The following is a 17,694-nucleotide window of genomic DNA, read 5'->3' as shown; positions in this document are numbered from 1 at the left end:
GATATTAGAAAAAGAGGGCGAGCTTGGCTATCGCACCTTTTTGTAAAGATGGTTTGCGCCTGCACTTGATTGAGAAGCCTTGCCTCAGTCTAGGTGCGCGAGTTTGCATCGCTTAACGCCCTCGAGGATTGCTCTCACCGCTGCCGCAGGTCTTACTCACTCAAGTTGTTTAAACACTTAGCTTCTTTCTATTTCTACCCTATATGTTGGCTTTGTGGGTCAAAGCGCTGGGCAATGTCCCAGATGTAATCTAGTAGTTCTCTGGCAACAGCCGTAACCACTTTGTTGTGTTCTTTGCCACGGTGTTTGAGTTGGGCGAAGCGTCGACATAATCGAAGCTGAGCTTCCCATGAACGCTGCTGTAAATTCAGTGATTGGTCTTGCTGGCGTATCTGTAACTCGCGGGAGACTTTGGGGGCAAAGCGATAGGCCCAGGCGGCTTCTATTAGTATTCGCCGTGCATGAGTATTGCCACACTTAGTAATACCGCCTTGTTTTTGCCGGTTGCCACTGGAGTATTCTGAGGGCGTTAAGCCCACAAAGTTCATCAGTGAACGCGGGTTAGCAAAACGGCGCATGTCACCCAGCTCTGCCACTAAGGTAATGGCCGATAAGAAGCGAATACCTCTTAACACGGTGAGGTATTGGACTAACGGATACCAAGACCAGTCTTGGGCAATTATCTGTAGCTCTTGCTCAAGATGCTGAAGCCGCTCATAGCGCTCGGTAACAATGTTGATGTAGTGCTGAAAGGTGAGTTTTTTAGCTGGCTCAAAGACATGAATATCAGCTAAGTGCCGCTTGTAGGCCTCATTCCAGGCTTGCCGCCCCGAACACGGGTGACCATTGCGTAACAAGAACAGCTTTAAACGCTGCCGCGCTTGGCGACAATCGAGCATGGCATCTTCACGACAACGGATTAAATCTCGGACCGCTTCATCATCGGCATTGGGCACATGAATAGAGTGAATCAATCCTGCTCGCGCCATTCTCGCTAAAGCCATAGCATCACGCCTATCGGTTTTAACTTTATCACCGGGCGCTTTAGGGATAAGGGCGGGAGCCACTACCCAGCATTCAATGCCGTGTTTTACCAAGTGACGATACAGCCAAAATCCGCACGGCCCAGCTTCATAAACTAAACAGAGATGGGTAGCCAAGCATTTGTATTTTTTGATAAGTTTGTTGATAGAACGAATATTGGTGGGAATGGTGCCATGAAATACAGGCTCATCTCTCGAATTATCAACACAATAAGCGACATCTGTGGTCTATTTGTGAACATCTAGTCCAATGAAAAACGTGCTAGATTTAGACATGTCGATCTCCTGTTCTGTTAAGACTTTGCATCTAACAGTGTGGCTCTAGTTTGACTAACCCACGACAAACGCAGGAGGTCGGCACTTTCACCGGGGATCATTATGTCTATACATTCTTGGAGCATCATGGCAAAGCGGACATCTATTCCTAAAAAGGTTAAAGAGATCCTAAGAACAGAAGTTGGATTTGGCTGTCCAGTTCGTGATTGTGGTAATCCATATTTGGAATACCATCATTTTGATCCTCCTGTTCATATTACTCCTCATAATAATCCAGAGGGGATGATTGCATTGTGTGCTCAACACCATAAAAAAGCAGATGGGTACGCTTATACTAATGAACAATTACATGCGTTCAAGAAGAACAAAGTTCACTCCAAAAGTGTGCAAGGAAATCTTGACTGGTTACGAAGAGACCTTTTATCAATAGTTGGAGGTAATTTATTTTACGAAACACCGGTAGCAGTTCAAATAGACGGTCATAATGTAGTGTCGTTCAAACGAGATTGCGATGGTTATCAAAGATTGAGTATTTGCATGCTGTCCTTATTACCAGAAGAACGGGTAATAATTGAAGAAAACTCATGGGAAAACATTGGTAACCCATTAGATCTACGCTCTCCACCACAAGGTAAAGAGCTAGAGGTTAGTTATCATAACGGTGATTATCTATATTTAAAATTTTCTGAAGTCATGGATGAAATAGAACTCCAAAAGAAGTTCAACATTCTCCCTAGCGTTAGTGTTGAGTTTAAGTTTCCAATTACCGTTGTAGAAATAAATTTTGCTGTTGGTGGCACAAACATTAATTTTTCATCTAAAGGCACTCAAGCTTTCGGTATTAGTGCTAAACAAAGTGTTATAAGCCATTGTGGTGTCGGTTTTAGCTTGAATTCAAGAATAGAGTGGCAACAGAATCCAAAGTGGAAGTTAGAGAAAAATATGAACCAAGAGCGGGGAATATTATTAAGGTAGCATTTGGGAAATGAATGTATAACAAGGCATTTAAACGGAACTTGTAGTTGATCCGATTCAGTAGACACTTCATTCAAACAAGATGAGGTGTTTATGCCAGCTTATAAAACAGGTAATAAGATTCAGAGTTTAAGGCCACTGCCGTAAAATTAACCCACCTAGCGGTTGCTACAGTTAAAGGGGTAGCGGAGTCACTGGATACCCTTCCATTCATGTTACAGCCGCACTCAGAACACTCCCGACAAGCCTATTTACCCTTTGCATGCCTACCTTTGGGGTGAGTATCAATACTGTGATGTTCGCATTCAAGTTGCAGATCTAGCTTTCACAAATCACTATTGATTCATTTGTTATTTAACTAGTAATGCGAGTAAAAAATGTTATTCTGATTTTTAGAACATGACTGATAAGAGGGATCTTATGACTACACATAAGAAGAAAGGATTCACCCTGTTAGCGATTAACTTTGTAGTACTAATCATTGCTTATGTGCTGTTAAAACTTGAGATTGGAGGTTTGCTGCCAGGGATTTTAATGGTGAGTGAGTTTTTTGTAATAATCATGATTGCAGTTCGCTATTTTGTCTATGACGAGAATGAAACATCCCAGTCTGTGCTAGATGGCTTTGCAAAAGATGTGGCTAAATCTGAGACGGATGCTTACAAAATTCGTTCAGGTCGAGATTGAAGAGTTGCCATTTCGGCACATGGTTTATGAGTACACATGGTCTAATAACGTACAGTAAGGGGTAAAATGGAACAGCGCTCAGCAAGGCTTAAGTTGTAGATCCCTTTTGTTCAAAAATGTTTAATGAACGCCAGTGCAAACCTTACCCCAACCATTCTCTTGTCACGCAGTTTCGTCAAACTGATTTTATTGCCACCAATATATTCAATAGGTGTTTGGCTAGTTAGCTGAGAGAACGCCCCGTAAGCGGCCGTAGCCTCTCGATTGCCGAGCGAATAAATCATAGATAACAAGCTATTAAACGTTATGGGGAGCTGTACTTTTACATACGTTTAATGATAAAACCCACATCAAATAGTTACACAACAAGGTTCTATATAAATGAAAGGCGCAGGTGGAAGTTCTGGTGGCATTGGGCACTTTTTTATTGGTTTAGTCATGATGTGTGGTGGTTTCTACATGCTGCTAAACGCCATTTCGGTTACGTCTAACTTTGGTATGGGATCGAGATTATATAACTTTAGCGCCTTAGGTGGATTTAGTGTCACCAGCGGTAGCGTTATGATCCCCTTTATTTTTGGTGTGGGCTTAATTTTTTACAATTCGAAAAACATCTTAGGTTGGGTACTGTCTATAGGCTCTCTTGCTGCACTGTTATTTGGCGTTATATCTAGTGTTCGCTTTAGCATGCGCACCATGAGCTCTTTTGATCTTATCGTTATTTTGGTTCTTGCTGTGGGTGGTTTAGGGCTATTTTTACGCTCACTTAAAACCTTAGACGCACGTTATAGCTAGTAAAAATCTACGCTTAACCAACTAAACCAAAAGCAGCAACACAGCGTGCTTTAGCTGGCGAGTTAATACAGTGATGGCTTAACGATAAGTCGGTAATAATAATACCGACTACGCCCAGTGAATGCTAAGGCATCGAGTCACCAAAGGATGATGGCTGCAATGCATGACCTCTAAGCGAGTAATGCTATTTGATGCTAAACGGTAACAAATAGCATCAGACATATTGCCTACTAAAAACCCTAATTCTAGTCACTATAGATGTACTCGAACAACTAGCAGTGCTCAAAGGTGGCAAGTTAACTGATTGAAGTTTTAATTGCATGCGTTAGTAGTCACTGTTTGTTTAACGTAAAGCCCACACTCCCCCCGCTTTTGCTTAATCCAAGCTAAGCCCATCATTTTTGTATGATTATTAGGTAAGTCCCTCAATGGTGCTATCGGCATAGTTAGGCCTTTCATGCTTAAGGCCTGTATCTGAACCAAGCTCACAAATTATTTATATGTATTATTAAATTATATTAATACGATCACTTTTAATTGCTATTTATTGAGTAAGATATTGGTAGCTTATTTTCTGCTCAACTAACACTAAACAAAGAAAAGGAGATTCTATGTACCCTAGAAAGTGCTTATCCGTTGTTCTGGGTTTAATTCTTGTAGGATGTAATAGCAGCACCGATTCCCCTGCTACGCCAAGTGCCCCTGTTGATCCGCCGGCGGTGATAGACCCACCCACTGAGCCCGATCCTTCTGCGCCAGATCCTACCGTTCTAGAACCGAGCTTTGGTTTACCTGAAGCTGTACTCACGGTGCCAGATATTTCATGTAGCCAAGTATTTGATTCAACATCAGCGCTGGTAGATGCCACCTCAGAAGAAATGGAAGCTGGCACTACCCTTTGCTTAGCCGACGGAGAATACAGTGGTGATTTTACATTTAGCTTTGGCGGCGCTGGCACACTCGAACAGCCCATTACCATTGCTGCGCAAAACCCCGGTAAAGCGATTTTAAAAGGCGGTGAAGTGGGCATTAATATGGGCGGCACTTACACCCAGCTACAAGGCCTAATTTTTGATGGGGTGGAATATGGCAGCAACCTCATTGCCACCCGTTTTGGTACTAACGATTTATGTAGCCATTGCCGAATTAGCGAAATCACCATTGTTGATGCTAAGGCGCAAGATGACTATGGCATTTTGGTACATATTTATGGCAAAGATGTATGGCTTGATCATAGCGTGATTAGCGGTAAAACCGTGGCGAACCCTATGATTTCGTTTAACCGTTGGGTAGATGATGCTTGGGATGAAGCCACTAAACTGGCCGAGCTTGCGCAAGGTATTGTGGTGTACAACAACTACATTGCTAACCGCCCGCCAGCAAACAATAAAATGTATGCGGGCAGTAGTGATAATGATTATGAAGCCATTCGTACCGGCTTAAGTTTTACCCACCATTACCCAGGTGATTCTTTTATTGTACGAAACGTGTTTGAACGCATTCAAGGCGAAGCCGAGGTTATCTCTAACAAAGGCTCTAATAACCTTATTGCTTACAATACCATTCGCAATAGCTATGGCTCGCTCACCAATCGCCATGGCAACAGCAACAAAATTGAACACAACTTTATTCTTAGTGAAGATTACCCGCTCGCTGGGGGAATTCGTATTGCTGACGACGGCCACTCGGTAGTGAATAACTACATTGAGGGAGCGCGTTATCAAGATACCAGCCATCATGGTGGCATTGTTTTGCTTGGTTATGATGGCGCGGGAGATGGCGACAACGGCTATCAGCAAGTAGAAAACGTGCACGTTGCCAACAACACCATTGTAGACAGCGTAAATAGCTTAAATATTGATGGTGGGGGTAAACCTCAGCAGCCAAAGAATATTTACTTAGCTAACAACTTGATAGACCACGCCATTGGGCCGGTAATCACCCAAGCTAAGCGCGGCATGTTGCCCGATTCTAACGTGGTAGGAAACATCTTTTACGGCCAATCTTTTGCCGATGATGATGCCGTAGCATTAGGTACAGCAGGCATTGAGTTTTACAGTGCCAACTTGGAAAAAGGCGCAGATGATTTATATCGTCCTTCTGCTAGCTCCCCTAATTTGGATGCGGTAAGTGACTACAACAAAGCAGATTTTGCCAATGTTAGCCTAGATATGGATGGTCAAATACGCTCAACCATTAGCAGCGTGGGTGCCGACGAAGCACTGTCTAGCAGCATTGCCTTAACACCGTTGAGCTATGAAGACGTTGGCCCAAGTAGCTACCGTTTGAGCAAACCAAAAGCCACCATGCTTGAGACCAGTATTAATAATCCCGCCTTTGATGATGGTTTAACAACTTGGAACAACAGCGGCGCAGAGTTAGTGAATGGCAGTGAGGCCTTTTCGCGTAACGCCAGCGCTAAGGTGAGTGGCACTAGTCACCTAAGCCAAGCGGTTTCACTTACGGCCAATACGCCTTATGTAATATCGGCCTTTGTTAAAGGCAGTTATCAACTTGCCTTGGGCGATTTGGTCAAGCACTCGGGTGTTGCTTCTAGCAGTAAATATCAGTGGGTAAGCGCCGAGTTTAACTCTGGCAGCGTAACCGAAGCAGACATAAGCTTAAGTTTGCCCGAGCAAATTACCACCGATACCGAACTAGCAGACGGTCACTTAGGTGAGTTTCGCAGCAACAGTGGCTCAAGTACGGTTTGGCTACAAAATGAGGGTGACAGCGCAGGCTTAGGCGATGTAGGCAGCTCAGGCGATACCGCCTTTAGTGATAGCGGTTCTGCTAGCAGTGGCTCGGCACGGATCCGCTTTAAGAAAAGCGGCACTAATCACAACTTTGCCGCTACCCCTGGTTTATCGCAAATGGTGGCGAATATTCCGCAAAATACAGATTTACGCTATTCACTTTATTACTGTGATAACAAAGGTGATAACTCATTAAGTACATTACATTACGGGCTTAAAGATTCATCTGGCGACATTGTTGCTGAAGCTTTCGCTCATGTAAAAGATCTTAATGATGCACCACAAGGCGATGTAAAAAGCTGCTTTAAGCAGGTGAGTTTAAGTGTTAACTCTGCAGCCAATACCAGCCTAGAAGTGTTTGCTTACATGACACTAGATACCAGCACTTACAGCGAGGCTGAAATTTATGCTCACCAGCAATTTACTGACAACGAAGTGGAAGTGCGAATTGACGAATTTAGCTTAACTTACTCGGCAGCACCGAATGGCGCTAGCGAAGGTTACTTTGACGATATTCGATTAATGAGCCGTCAAGATTAGCCCCACCCCAGCAAAAGAGCAGTAGCTAGCTACTGCTCTTTATTGTTATTTAGCGACACGCCTATTCAATTAGTTAGCTATTTGCTTAGCCACTATTGGCAGGTGTAACCAGATACAACATTGCCGTTTTTATCGTAATACTGCGGCGCATTACCAGTGCCGTTAAACGCACTTTGGTTGTAGCGAATATTAGTATTAGTACCACGTGCAGTACTTGTGCTTAAGCCACAAGGCACATTGTAAAATGAGGCGGTAACTTGATAAGGATTACGCGTGGTAAATTGCGACGCATCATTGTCTTGAATCACCAAGTTAGAAAAACCAAAACCTAAGATGGTGTTCTCACCAGTGCCCTTAAAGATATTTCTTACCAAGGTAATGTTTTGACTGGCTTGTGCGTGATTTAACGGTGCGTGATGGTCTTGAAAAGACAATACATTAATTCCAGTGGCAAAGTTACCCGACGCACCCACCGTAATGGTATTACTGTCAACAACAATATTGGCAGCGTTATGCTCTACGTTAATGCCAGCGGTAAAGTTATTTTCGATATCTGCTGAAGAATTAATATCATCTTCAGTGGTGCTAACGGTGTTACCAGACACACTTAAATTAGCCACTGTAGCCAGCGCAATACCAAACTCATTAGCCCCTTCCACTATGTTGGAGTTAACCTGAGATCCGTTAGCAAATACCACTGGTTTATCACTAAACTGAGCACGAGCAGCTGCATCAAAGAAAGGAATATTGGTAAAACTTGGTGGCACGTACACACCGTCGTTACCGGCATCTACAGAGATCCCCAAACGCACTCGATTACCACGAATACGGTTATTAGAAATGTTTAATGTGCCGCCGTTTAGCACCACGTTATCAGCATTCACATTCCATACATTGTAAACACGACCAACATCGCGAAGCAGTTCCACGCTGCGATTCACTTTTATAAAATCGTTGTTACTAATGGTGAGGTTGTGAGGGATCAAACCTGAAGATGCGATACCCACAGGTGTGTTTTCAAAGGTATTGTTCTCAATGGTGATATTAGTAATTTGCTGGTAAGCATCTTCGTAAGGAATATTAATTAGTCGCGCATTTGAATGATCGTTACCGGCCTCTGCAGCTACTTGTGTATTGGTATTTTGACCATTTTGGTCAATCAGCAGCAAGTTGCGAATGGTTACGTTAGGGCTTTGAATATTAAACAAAGGCTGGAAACCGTCTGTAGACGTTCTTATCACCCTGCTCACTCGAAAGCCTGAATCACCTTGAATTATCACCGGTGTTTGTACATCAATCTGTTGGCCAGTAAATATGCTGCCTTGAATGGTAATAACGTCAACACCAGGTCCATTATTGGCGGCATCAGCTAACCGTGCTGATAACTGAGATGCGCTATTTGCCGTAAAGTTTGCTGCGCTCACTCCATGACTAAGTGCTAAACCCGCCATCAAGGCAATTAAGCTGGGCTTAAATAGGCAACGAGGTGACAAAGATGTATTCCAATTTTTATGCGCAATCATAGACATGAATGACTCTCCTTTGGTTAAATTCAACGCAAAGCTAACACCACTCATCAACAAAAAGAACATAATTGGATTACCAATTTTATCTTTTGTTAACCTATCTGCAGAAATTTTTATTTATCTATTTTAATAATGAAACTGAGAACTCAATCACTACAATCTTCCATAAGCAATGCTTAAGGAGCAAAGAAAGCCAACTAAACCACTAATAAATAGTGAAATATAGGCTAGAGCATTAGTAGACCAATGACTTGGTTTACGTTAGGTAAAGGGAAGTATTGTTGAATGGGGGAATCTTGAAGGTGAACAAAAAAAGGTTAACCAAACTGACCTTTAGTTAACGCTGACTGCTCTTTTGTTGATACATTAATTGATCCGCTTGCTCTAAGGCACTTTCAATGCTGGGGAAAGCAGCAAAATCTACGTCTAATAAGCCAAAGCTAAAACGTAATTTATACGCGAGCTTATTCTCTTCTGCAGCCGCTTCTAAATCTGCGGCAAAGCGCTGCAAAATCTCTTTGGCATCAGCAGCTTCGGTGTCGGTAAACAACACCACAAACTCATCGCCGCCCATACGAGCAAACAAATCAGACTCGCGAAACGAACCACACATTTGCTCAGCAAATAGTTTAAGCGCTCTGTCTCCTTCAGCATGACCATGCTCATCGTTAATCGGTTTAAACTGGTCTAAATCCATGTAGGCAATAGCTAAGGAAATCTTTTGGCGACGACACATGGCATAAGAGTAGTCAGCCAACTTCATAAAACCACGTCGGTTTGAAATACAGGTTAACTCGTCGGTACTGGCCAGCTGTAAGGCTGCCAACTCTTGTTCCACCATAACCGCTAAGTCGTCTAGGGCGACTAAATCGTCGGCACTTAAACTTTTCGGTTTAGTGTCAATAATGCACAATGTTCCAATTTTTTCGCCATCGGGGGTGGATAAGGGATGACCAGCATAAAAGCGAATGTGCGGGTAACCGGTAACTAGAGGGTTATCAGCAAAACGAGGATCGCTAAGCGCGTCTTCAATTTGGAAGGTTTCATCACCCAATATTGCATGGCCACAAAAAGAGATGTCGCGAGGTGTTTCACTGGCATCAACGCCGAAACATGATTTAAACCACTGACGGTTTTCATCAACCAAGCTCACCAAGGCAATCGGCACGTCAAATAGTCGTTTAGCCATGCGCGTAATGCGATCGAATCGCTCTTCTGGCTGAGTGTCCAAAATATCGAGCTCTTTTAACGATTTAAGCCGACTATCTTCACTTACTGGTGTACTTGGTGCTTGCATATCCAACTTCTACATTGGCCGTAAGATTCACTATTGGCTGTTAAATCAACACCCTAGTTATCGTATTGCCGTTAACAATCATTCAAATTTAGTATCTACGGCAAGTCAATAAATGGCAAGTTTATTAATAACAAATATGTCCATATGTAACATGATTGTTAACTAGCCTTGCAAGCACCTTTTCTGCGAAGGCAGAGGCATTCGCTAACATGGCGGCTTTTGTAAGTTTGGCAAGGCTTTCCATTTTAAAAGCTTGTTAACCTTAAGCGAGTGTATTTGTCGCCAAATAAACCACCAGGTTAGACGAGAGCAATCTGTTTGCTGGGCTTGCTCGGCTAATCTGGCCCATTTATCGGTACGCAGGTATTCACTCAGCTGCTGCGTAGTGCTGTACTTGGCTAATCGTAGATAGACCAAACGGCGCAACTGTTGTTGATTGTTAGACACTAAAGCCTGCACAAACATTACATTGCTAGGCAAAGGATGATGGCGGTAATAAACTCCTATTCGCCAAAGTAATATCGCCACTGCAAGCAACACCACAAGGCTAACAGTTAAGCCATATTGATGAGCGTGAAGCCAAGAACTCAAACTATGTTTTACACTAAAACTCCGCCCCGGCAGACGCAGAACCTTGAGACTATTGCTTGAGGTATCCCACCAATTTAGCGTTAACGGCGGCAACGCCAACTCACCACCGCTTTGCAACAAATACACTTGCTCTTGCTGTTTAAGCGAACGGTAGTCACCACGAGCACTACTATCGTTGAGATGATTAGGTTTGGGGTACATTTGATAAAGCTGATTGAGCTCATTATCTAAAAGATCGGGCAGCAGAATTGATAAGGTATTTTGCCCGGTGATTTGTACCCGTCGAGTAATCGCATCACCGGCAACCAACTCACTATTACTAAGCACCCACTCTTGGCTTATTTCTATATCGCTGGCCACTGTCCACTGGTCATTTTCATTAAGCAAACCCGTTGGCATCATCGCATTGAGCCTATGTGGCTGAGTGTACACAAATCCGCTGGCCTCTTTACCTGGCGCTGTAGACACTTTAATTTGCAGAGGGATCGCGGGAAGCGTGTACTCACCTGAAGCCTGCGGATATAAGGTTAGCTCCCAGCGCTGACGGGACCATGTTTCACCATTGCGGCGCTCAGTGTAGTTAGTCGCCAGTAAGTTACGCTGCTTAGCAATCAAGTTAGGCACATCGATACTACCGATGCGCGTCCCACTGGTGAACCAACGTGTAGTAGCCACCTCTATGTATAAAACAGCCTGCTGTTTTACAGCAACGTTTAGCACCTTATCAGAGGGTTCATCGCTATCCCCTAATGCTACCCACGACCTTACTTCCAGTTGCTTATTAGCAATCAGTGAATCTAATTCGTTGGCAACACTTGGAAAACTACAAAATACTGCGCTAACAACCAACAATAACAAGCAATAGTAAGTGTTTACCTCTCTCATCACCCTTCTCCTTTGCTTGCTAGCTCAGCCGCTTTAGACACCGCTTGTTGTTGCTGAACGCGAAATTTGCTTCTTAAAAACAACTTGGGATCGGCTTCAACCCGCTGTAACCATTTGTCGGCTAACTCTTCACTGCCAAGCAGCTGTTCGGCGGTCAGCGTTTGGCTACGCATATCATGAGCCATTACCTGCTCATCGGCACCGTCTGAAGTTTGTGGCTGGTCATCGGGCAACGCTATAGAGCCTTCAGGCTCATCTGGAGAACTGGTTTGGCTTTCACTAAATTGGTTAATTTCATCAATGATTTTTTGCACTTCTACCAGATTATGCTGAGCGGCTGAATGATCAGGTGTTTTATCTAAGATATGCTGATAGAGATTTCGCGCCGCAATATACTCACGCTGATGGGCTAAGGCGTTGGCGGCATAAAACAAAGCATCGCTAGACTCTACTTGTAGGAAGTACTGGTGCGCTAAATCGAAGCGCTTAGCATAGTAGTAAGCCACGCCCTTATCCAATGGTTGAGTATAACGCTCGGCTGCTTTTTCATATTGGTATCGATTAAAATACCATTGGCCTTGTTGGTCGCTGGTTAGCCACAAACTCATCCAAGCTTGTTGGCTTTTACTCCACAACGTTTCCTCGGCGAGAGGTGTTTGCGCCTTGCTTTCGACCATGGTTGCAAACGCATTCGGAGAGGTGACTAACGATAAACCGACACACCCCACTAAACACCATTGCACTAACCAACCGCGCCTAAACCACAGTAAAATCAAAATGCTAAATGGAAACAACAAGTAATACCCCATATCTTGCCATGGCATGGCGGAGTCACCACTTAGCTGCATGTGCCGCTCTACTTGTTGGTTTAACCATTGAACATCGTCTGCGTCGATAGTGACTGGCTGCATACGCCCATTGCTGGTATTTGCGAGCTGTTTTAATGAGGCTATGTCGGCTTGCCCACTATTGCTGTTGGCCATAGTGAGTATCAACAATTGCTGTGGATGTTTGGCAAAAAATTGCTGGTAAGCACTTATCGCTTCAGTATCAACGCCATCGCTAATTAACAGCACAGACCCAGTTTGTTGGCTTGCTGCAAATTGCTGTTCGATCAACGGTAATGCGCTGGCTGCAGACTTACCACTTAGTGGCATAATATCGGGGTCAATAGCGGCTAAAAATGGCGCAAACACTGCTTTGTCTTCGGTGAGCGGCATGGCTAAATGAGCAGAGCCAGCAAACACCACCAAACCGGTTTTACCTCCTGCACGCAGCGCTAATAAATCAGACACTTTCTGTTTTGCCCGCTCAATACGACTGGGGGCAATATCTTGCTCCAGCATAGATAAACTGTTGTCGAGTACAATCAATAACGAGGCTTTGTCTTCACCAAAAGGCGAGGCCTGTCGCTGCCACGTTGGGCCTGCACTCATTACAATAGCCAGCAGAGCCATTAGCGCTAACAACTTAAGTGGCAATAACTTTTTCCACCCCGCATCCCCAACAGTTAAGGCTTTACGTAGGTGTTTAGGTAAGTCAACCAGTGCTTGGCTCTGCTGCTCGCGTTGCCAACGAACCCATACAATGGCCGAAAATGGCAGTAAACACAGTAACCACCATGGGCGAATAAAATGAAACTGGCTTATTATTTGTTGCCAAAATAATCCATCAAACATCGGTGTTACCTCTCACTAGCTGGCGAAAGGTCATCACTGAAAAGGCCAGCAAATACATCACTAACACCAGCGCTATTGGGTAAAAATGCACGGCTTGTTTGGGTCGGTAACTAATACTGTTAAACAACTGGGGTTCCAACTCATCAACTTGTTGGTAAGCCTCATTTAACTGTTGCTGGTCTAAGGCTTGAAAAGAGCGACCGCCGCTTAAACTGGCCAATCTATTGATGACATCCATATCTAAGGCTGCTTCTCCAACGGTATTTGGGTCACCCATGGCAATGCTATGAATACGCACACCTTTGGCGGCAGCTACCTTGGCTGCATCTAAGGGCTCTACAAAGCTGCCACTGTCATTACCATCGGTTAATACAATCACTACTTTTTCGCGGTCGGCATCATCGCTATTTTCAAAGCTTTTAATCGCTAAACCCACTGCATCTCCTAAATAGGTACTCTGCCCCGCCATTGCGACTTCAGCTTGTTGCAACAAGGCTTGCCAAACCGTTAAGTCGGCGGTAAATGGGCTTTGAATAAACGCCGCGTCGCCAAATAAAATCAACCCTAGTCGGTCGCCTTTACGCTGTTCGGCAAAGTTATTCAGCACGCCTTTAGCGGCATCTAAACGACTAATAACTTGCCCTTGTGGCGACATAAAGTCTCGTTCATCCATAGAGCCAGAAAGATCTAATACCATCATTACATCTCGTCCTAACTGCTCTCGAGTTTGCGCTTCGCCCAATAACACCGGCTTAGCTAACGCACTAACCACTAATAACCAACTCAGTAGCAAAATCACCCGTTGCCACCAATGCGGCCGTAATTCACTGGCACCAGAGCTGGGTTTTTCATCTAAGGCTTGCAGTAAAGAAGAAAAAAAAGGTACTCGAATTGCGCTTTGCTTGGTGCGATAAGCAGGCAGTAAGCGATAAACCAATAGCGGCAGTGGCAACACCAAAAACCACAGCGGTGCCGTAAACTCTAGGGTATTCACCCAAGCAATACTAAGCATGATGCGCCGCCTGTTTACGCCAAAACGCCCGCAGAGAAAATGCCTTAGGCCCTTGGTGGTGGTTTAACCAATGCTCGCTCAGTAACAATAAGTCGCTCAACTGCGGCTCGCTCAACACTTGCGAAGAATCAAACAAACTACGCTGCCAGCGTTCGCCGAGTGGCTTGTTAAAGCCTCCATCGAAAAACTGATTGTTTGGGACTGTTGACGACGGATGCTCAGCCACGAGTTTTTCATCAAGTAGCCCTAAAAACTCATGGCCACTGGCTTTAGCCATACTAGGCTCCAAATAAGCCAATACGGTTTTCAGAACAAAAAATACTCGTGTTGCTTGCTGCTCTGTGGGTAACTCGCCAACGCCAGCTAAGGCGCTTAAGGCTTCTTTTCGATAACGGTTCAACCAACAAAAATGTAAGTACTTCGCCAGGTGAAAAACCGCATACAATACCAAACAAAGGGCGAGCAATTGCCAACCCAGGGTTTGCGGCCACCAGCTCACCACTGGTAAAACATCAATTTCAGCAAAGTTTTTTAGCATGTAAGAGCTAGGCGGAATATGAGTGCTCATTTCAAGCCTCCCAAGCTTTTACAAAACTGACTAATGTGCTCACCGCTAGTATCCACTTCAATCAGCGGTAAGTTTTTTAAAGCCATTAGCTGTTTTAGCTGGCTGTGTTTTAATTCACCTTGCTTAGCCAGTTGTTGGTTGGCTTTAGCCAGCTTTGCACCACCTTGTAAGTTAATTTGTGATTGGCCGTCACTCATCACCCAACCTTTACTCTGGCTCGGCACTGCGTATTCCATAGGGTCACTAATCAATACTGCCAATACATCGTTATGTTGCTGTAGGTACTTGAATTGAGACAATTCTTGCTCGCTGGTATGCTGCCAGTCGCTCAGTATCACAATGATGTTATCTTTAAGCTTTAAACGCATAAGCTGTTGTAAGCTGGCACTTAGGCTAGATGTTTGAATGTCTTTGCTATGTGCGCTTAAAGCTTGGTTGTGTTGACTTAAACACTCCAACGCTGCGAGTAAACGTGCTTGAGCACGCTGTGGCTTTATTGAACTAAACCCGTCACTGCCGTTGATCATCCACGCTACGCGGTCGTTATCTTTCAAGCTTCGCCATGCGACCAGTGCCGCTAGTTCAGCAGCCACTACCGACTTCATGGTATCTAAAGAAGAAAAAAACATGCTACTGCCTTGGTCTACACACAGCATCACACTGCGATCTTTCTCTTCGGTATAAGTACGTACATGTGGTTTACCAGTGCGCAGGGTCACTTTCCAATCTAGGTTTCGAATATCGTCACCTTGCTGATAATGGCGCAACTCTTCAAAGTTAAGTCCTCGCCCACGAAACTTAGAACTATGGCGGCCGCTTAATACACTGCCCGACTTTAGATGCGGCAATAAGGAAAATGCGCCAATTTGGCCACGCAGCTTAATTAAACGAGAATACTGGGCGTAAATTCGCCCATCACTATTATGTGATTGCGGTTTTAACAAGCCCTGATTGCTAGCCTCGACCATAGAAACTCCTAGGCAATTAACACATTATCGAGCAAGTCATTGACCAGCTGCTTGGCGTCACAACCATCGGCTAAGGCTTGGTAACTTAGGCTAATTCTATGGCCTAAAACAGCGTGAGCAACAGCGCGTACATCGTCTGGTAATACATGCTTACGCCCTTTTAGCCAGGCATGGGCACGTGCACATTTATCTAAAGCAATGGATGCGCGCGGGCTGGCCCCGACTTCAATCCATTGGGCAAGAGATGTCTCTGGGTAGCGTTGCGGATGACGTGTGGCCATCACTAACGCTACAATGTAGTTCTCCACTACTTCAGATACCTCAATCTCTGCTAACTCGGCTCGCCCAGCTAAAATCATCTCTGGTGAAATGTGTTTAATTTGCTGCTGTTGCTTCGCTAACTGCTTGGCCGATTCTTCGCCACGTACTAAACGAATAATCTCACGCTCAGCCTGGTCGTCGGGGTAACTCACCTCCACTTTCATAATGAAGCGATCCATTTGCGCCTCTGGCAGCGGATACGTGCCCTCTTGCTCAACTGGGTTTTGGGTAGCAAGTACCATAAACAGTGGCGGTAGTTGATGAGTTTTATCACCGACTGTAATGGTGCCCTCGGCCATGGCTTCGAGCAGTGCTGCCTGTACTTTAGCTGGCGCTCGGTTAATTTCATCAGCCAAGACAATAGAGTTAAACACTGGGCCAGCTTGAAAATGCAGCTGGGGTTTGCCGTTTAGCTCTTGGTAAACCTCGGTGCCGGTAACATCTGATGGCAGTAAATCAGGCGTAAACTGGATTCGCCCAAAGGAGGTATCTAGCACATCTGCCAGTGCTTTAATCGAACGAGTTTTAGCCGTACCGGGCAAACCTTCAAGCAATACATGGCCATTGGTTAGCAAACCAATCACCAGCGATTCAACCACATGGCGCTGACCAATTACCGCTTGTTCAACTTGAGATATTAACGAGTTAACGGCTAATTGAGTGTGTTCCACAAAACCTCCAAAATATAAAATACTGGCATTACTTACCCCAAAGAGTACGAAAGTAAGCCGCAAAAACTACAAGGTAGATTGAGAATATTTGTTCTGTAATTCCTGATAGATTGACGCCGGCGCTAATGATTTAAGTTTGGCTAAGCAAGGCTTTGCCAAGGGATCCTTTTGCTGGATATACAAATCACATAAGGCATAAAGATGTTGAGGTGATTGGCTGTTTTCAACGGCATGTTTAAGCAGTGCTATTGCTTGCTGCGGTGCATTTTGCTGAATAAACAAGGCATAAACATAAGAAAATTGCGGGTTATTGGGGCTAAGCTCTACCGCGCGCTTCAGTAAAATACCGGCTTGTTTAAGCTGTTGTTCTCGGTAAAAAGACAAACCCAAGCTATGAGCAATAGCACCACTTTTGGGCATTTCCTCTAAACCGCTCAACAAAGTTTTAGTCGCTTTACTGTTACTTCCTTCCACACGGTAAGTCTCGGCCATTTGAATCACCGCCTGTTCAGTTTTAGGCTCTACCGATAACACTTTTTGATAGGCTTTAATGGCAGTAAGATTGCGCTGCTGATATTGAGCCACTAACGCAACTTCTAGCCAGGTTGCAACGCTGTCATCAGCTTGCTGAATTTGTCTCAGATAGTGGTCAACGGCCGGCTGAATAGCTTGTTGCTGCTGACTGTTTAATTTTGACCATAGCGGCACCAGGCTTCTACCTGCTGCGGCTTGCACCTCGCCAGATGAATCGTTCACCAATGGAGAAACGACGTCCCATTTAGCCACCTCACTCCATTGCTCAACAGCGTCGATAGATGCCAAGCGCAGCTCAACATGCTGATCGCGGCTGGCTCGTGCAATCGCTATTAAGGCATTCGCTCCAGAAAACTGCCCTAATTGGCGAACGGCTTCGCTACGATGTTCAACTGATTTATTGATGTCTTGAGCCAACTGCGATAACGCTAATTCAGATGAATCTTGCGTATTTTGTTGGCTACTTATTGCCGGGCCACTTATTGCAAAGCAAGCTAATGCGAGGTTTAAACACAAACTTTTCAGTGATAAAAACGGTGTCATTCAATACACTCCTAAACCAGAGAATTA

The 17,694-nt window shown here is 44.5% G+C and carries 13 protein-coding genes and 1 pseudogene; 4 read left to right on the top strand and 10 right to left on the bottom strand.

Annotation, left to right across the window (positions count from 1 at the left end):
- Positions 1–194: 194 nt before the first annotated feature.
- A pseudogene (locus FFR00_RS07335) lies at positions 195–1,247 on the bottom strand (IS110 family transposase); the annotation flags it as partial.
- 174 nt (positions 1,248–1,421) lie between these two features.
- Between FFR00_RS07335 and FFR00_RS07330 the strand changes: the two are divergent.
- The 4 genes from FFR00_RS07330 to FFR00_RS07315 all read left to right on the top strand — a co-directional run bounded on the left by FFR00_RS07330 (position 1,422) and on the right by FFR00_RS07315 (position 7,072).
- Positions 1,422–2,294, top strand: a complete 873-nt coding sequence (locus FFR00_RS07330; RefSeq protein WP_235836175.1) for an HNH endonuclease — start codon at positions 1,422–1,424, stop codon at positions 2,292–2,294.
- A 420-nt stretch (positions 2,295–2,714) separates the two neighbouring features.
- Positions 2,715–2,981 (top strand): hypothetical protein, encoded by a 267-nt coding sequence (locus tag FFR00_RS07325; RefSeq protein ID WP_137672740.1) that lies wholly within the window; start codon positions 2,715–2,717, stop codon positions 2,979–2,981.
- A 381-nt stretch (positions 2,982–3,362) separates the two neighbouring features.
- A complete protein-coding gene (locus FFR00_RS07320) occupies positions 3,363–3,776 on the top strand; it encodes a hypothetical protein (RefSeq protein ID WP_137672739.1) in 414 nt (137 codons plus the stop codon).
- Positions 3,777–4,387: 611 nt separating this feature from the next.
- Positions 4,388–7,072, top strand: a complete 2,685-nt coding sequence (locus FFR00_RS07315; protein WP_137672738.1) for a polysaccharide lyase 6 family protein — start codon at positions 4,388–4,390, stop codon at positions 7,070–7,072.
- A gap of 92 nt (positions 7,073–7,164) precedes the next feature.
- On the opposite strand, the gene FFR00_RS07310 is transcribed toward FFR00_RS07315, so the two are convergent.
- The 9 genes from FFR00_RS07310 to FFR00_RS07270 form a co-directional block, all read right to left on the bottom strand.
- Positions 7,165–8,601 (bottom strand): hypothetical protein, encoded by a 1,437-nt coding sequence (locus FFR00_RS07310; RefSeq protein ID WP_137672737.1) that lies wholly within the window; start codon positions 8,599–8,601, stop codon positions 7,165–7,167.
- Positions 8,602–8,935: 334 nt separating this feature from the next.
- A complete protein-coding gene (locus tag FFR00_RS07305) occupies positions 8,936–9,895 on the bottom strand; it encodes a sensor domain-containing diguanylate cyclase (RefSeq protein ID WP_137672736.1) in 960 nt (319 codons plus the stop codon).
- A 204-nt stretch (positions 9,896–10,099) separates the two neighbouring features.
- A complete protein-coding gene (locus tag FFR00_RS07300; protein ID WP_137672735.1) occupies positions 10,100–11,371 on the bottom strand; it encodes a BatD family protein in 1,272 nt (423 codons plus the stop codon).
- Positions 11,371–13,050, bottom strand: a complete 1,680-nt coding sequence (locus FFR00_RS07295; RefSeq protein ID WP_137672734.1) for a VWA domain-containing protein — start codon at positions 13,048–13,050, stop codon at positions 11,371–11,373. Before FFR00_RS07295 ends, FFR00_RS07300 begins: the two co-directional genes overlap by 1 nt.
- Positions 13,043–14,062 (bottom strand): VWA domain-containing protein, encoded by a 1,020-nt coding sequence (locus FFR00_RS07290; protein WP_137672733.1) that lies wholly within the window; start codon positions 14,060–14,062, stop codon positions 13,043–13,045. Before FFR00_RS07290 ends, FFR00_RS07295 begins: the two co-directional genes overlap by 8 nt.
- Positions 14,055–14,630 (bottom strand): DUF4381 domain-containing protein, encoded by a 576-nt coding sequence (locus FFR00_RS07285; RefSeq protein WP_137672732.1) that lies wholly within the window; start codon positions 14,628–14,630, stop codon positions 14,055–14,057. Before FFR00_RS07285 ends, FFR00_RS07290 begins: the two co-directional genes overlap by 8 nt.
- Complete coding sequence (locus tag FFR00_RS07280) at positions 14,627–15,598, bottom strand: DUF58 domain-containing protein (protein ID WP_137672731.1); 972 nt, start codon at positions 15,596–15,598, stop codon at positions 14,627–14,629. Before FFR00_RS07280 ends, FFR00_RS07285 begins: the two co-directional genes overlap by 4 nt.
- A gap of 8 nt (positions 15,599–15,606) precedes the next feature.
- Positions 15,607–16,590 carry a MoxR family ATPase gene (locus FFR00_RS07275; RefSeq protein ID WP_137672730.1) on the bottom strand — a complete coding sequence of 328 codons (984 nt, stop codon included), beginning with the start codon at positions 16,588–16,590 and terminating at the stop codon, positions 15,607–15,609.
- 66 nt (positions 16,591–16,656) lie between these two features.
- On the bottom strand, positions 16,657–17,667 hold the full coding sequence (locus tag FFR00_RS07270; protein ID WP_137672729.1) for a hypothetical protein: 1,011 nt from the start codon (positions 17,665–17,667) through the stop codon (positions 16,657–16,659).
- Positions 17,668–17,694 lie beyond the last annotated feature (27 nt).

It is taken from the genome of Agarivorans sp. Toyoura001 (genome assembly GCF_005405585.1).
Taxonomy (GTDB): domain Bacteria; phylum Pseudomonadota; class Gammaproteobacteria; order Enterobacterales; family Celerinatantimonadaceae; genus Agarivorans.
The sequence above is the reverse complement of the archived record's forward strand: the minus strand, read 5'-3'. Positions and strand labels throughout refer to the sequence as shown.

Excerpts from the sequence above, each read along its gene's own strand:
- FFR00_RS07330 (WP_235836175.1), top strand. The coding sequence starts at position 1,422 with ATGTCTATACATTCTTGGAGCATCATGGCAAAGCGGACATCTATTCCT.
- FFR00_RS07325 (WP_137672740.1), top strand. The coding sequence starts at position 2,715 with ATGACTACACATAAGAAGAAAGGATTCACCCTGTTAGCGATTAACTTT.
- FFR00_RS07320 (WP_137672739.1), top strand. The coding sequence starts at position 3,363 with ATGAAAGGCGCAGGTGGAAGTTCTGGTGGCATTGGGCACTTTTTTATT.
- FFR00_RS07315 (WP_137672738.1), top strand. The coding sequence starts at position 4,388 with ATGTACCCTAGAAAGTGCTTATCCGTTGTTCTGGGTTTAATTCTTGTA.
- FFR00_RS07310 (WP_137672737.1), bottom strand. The coding sequence starts at position 8,601 with ATGTCTATGATTGCGCATAAAAATTGGAATACATCTTTGTCACCTCGT.
- FFR00_RS07305 (WP_137672736.1), bottom strand. The coding sequence starts at position 9,895 with ATGCAAGCACCAAGTACACCAGTAAGTGAAGATAGTCGGCTTAAATCG.
- FFR00_RS07300 (WP_137672735.1), bottom strand. The coding sequence starts at position 11,371 with ATGAGAGAGGTAAACACTTACTATTGCTTGTTATTGTTGGTTGTTAGC.
- FFR00_RS07295 (WP_137672734.1), bottom strand. The coding sequence starts at position 13,050 with ATGTTTGATGGATTATTTTGGCAACAAATAATAAGCCAGTTTCATTTT.
- FFR00_RS07290 (WP_137672733.1), bottom strand. The coding sequence starts at position 14,062 with ATGCTTAGTATTGCTTGGGTGAATACCCTAGAGTTTACGGCACCGCTG.
- FFR00_RS07285 (WP_137672732.1), bottom strand. The coding sequence starts at position 14,630 with ATGAGCACTCATATTCCGCCTAGCTCTTACATGCTAAAAAACTTTGCT.
- FFR00_RS07280 (WP_137672731.1), bottom strand. The coding sequence starts at position 15,598 with ATGGTCGAGGCTAGCAATCAGGGCTTGTTAAAACCGCAATCACATAAT.
- FFR00_RS07270 (WP_137672729.1), bottom strand. The coding sequence starts at position 17,667 with ATGACACCGTTTTTATCACTGAAAAGTTTGTGTTTAAACCTCGCATTA.